Origin of the sequence: Vibrio sp. OPT24, from assembly GCF_015163545.1 — a bacterium.
In the GTDB taxonomy this organism is placed as follows: domain Bacteria; phylum Pseudomonadota; class Gammaproteobacteria; order Enterobacterales; family Vibrionaceae; genus Vibrio; species Vibrio cyclitrophicus.
Window position 1 is genome coordinate 1 of the sequence record NZ_JADDYI010000012.1, and the last position, 1,632, is coordinate 1,632.

At 38.2% G+C, this 1,632-nt stretch carries 1 protein-coding gene; it reads right to left on the reverse strand.

Going from position 1 to position 1,632, the window contains the following annotated elements; translation table 11 throughout:
* Positions 1 to 836 precede the first annotated feature (836 nt).
* Complete coding sequence (locus IQO02_RS03055) at positions 837 to 1,502, reverse strand: hypothetical protein (RefSeq protein ID WP_016793474.1); 666 nt, start codon at positions 1,500 to 1,502, stop codon at positions 837 to 839.
* Between the last annotated feature and the right edge of the window lie 130 nt (positions 1,503 to 1,632).

Genomic DNA, 1,632 nt, shown 5'->3' on the forward strand with positions numbered 1-1,632 from the left:
TAAGATATTGTTGAGTTTTTTTACCTGATTTATAAGCTGGCATAATCACCTCCAATTACAATTGAAGGTGTCCATTAGATCGGGTCAACTACAGAATCACTCTTAAATTGTTTGTTATGCAAGTGGTTGATTTTTTAAGTCTCAGCCTCATATATGTGATAGGTCAACAGTTTTAAGCCCCCATCCATGGAAAAATTCAAGAAACCTATGATTAAATTCATTGTGTTAATGGTTATAGCTTTTAGCACAACACTCATATTTCCAGTCCAACAACTTATTGATGCTTCATTCTCAGATAAGACCGAAACCGTATTGTCTGTAATCCTGTACCTACAAGTAACTTGTCTAGCAATCGTATGGAGGTTTATGCTGCTAGATAAGCAAGTCATTGTCTCAAAGATTTGCTCCTTAATGAGCTACCTAGCCTTTACTACTATTGCTTTTGGTTCGTTGCTAGGGACATGGTTAACTAAATACATACTAAATTCGGGTTATCACTTTTTTTCTTCAGAACACCTAATTATTCGAGCAGTTTTGTTGTTTCTACTATCCGGAGCACCAACCCTGATAGTTTATCTAAGTAAAGATATTCCAAACATCATTAAAAAAAATATAAGAAACTCATACTTTCCAATGAGGCTTTATGTCACGGGATTGTTGTGCGGAATTACTTGGCTATATTTATCAGCCACACTGCTTGCCTCGGTTGTATAACGCCCAATTAAGGTGTGAGCCACGCTACCACGGAACTCAATTTGAACACCGTAAACACTAAACTAGACCCAAACCAAAAATGCCAAGCGTGGGGAATCACTCTTAAATTGCTTGTTATGGCACTATTTCCTTATCAAGTACTCTGCTTTAGCTAACAATTTCGAGTATCGGTCTAATATATCACTAATACCAAATCTAATTAGCCACTCTCCTTTTCCAGGAAACCCGCCCATTTGGCTGACATTTATACTTGCTTGAGGGTCCGGCAATATCAACCCTCTATGATAGAACTCTTGCGTATACGCATATATTTCATCCATATCAAAAATAAGATCTACACCATAATTATTATGGCTACTTAAGCTGTACATAGGATAAATCATTTCTGGATCGCTAGGGTTTAGTGAACAAAGTTTTATAAAAAACTCTGTTTTCCTAGTATTTAGCCCTTTTGTGGATGATACAAATCGTTCAATTTGTGTTTCGGTAAAATCGAAATCTGGATCAGAAGAAAATAATAGTGCATAAGTAGCCAAAACAACATCGCAGGGGGTATCTGTAACAGCAGAAGCAAAATCTGCCGCGACCCTTTTCCCTGTGTCACTTAAACACCGATTTCTAAACTCTAAGCGCTCATCTTCTGTCATTCGATCAGTACAAAGCTGTATGCTTTGTAAGAACTGTTCCATACGATACTGTTGATAACCAAACTTAGCTGCTCGCAAAACTGAAAACACTTCTGTCGCAATGCCAACTTCAGTTGAACATGCCGATACTAAATTTTTCAATATTCCTCCTAAGCCTGAATCTGGCGAGTGCCATAACGCCCTGTTAAGGTGTGAGCAACGCAATACAAAGGCCGCCGCATACCACCTTAAACACTAAAACCAACGCATAGTAAAAATGCCACGCGTTGCG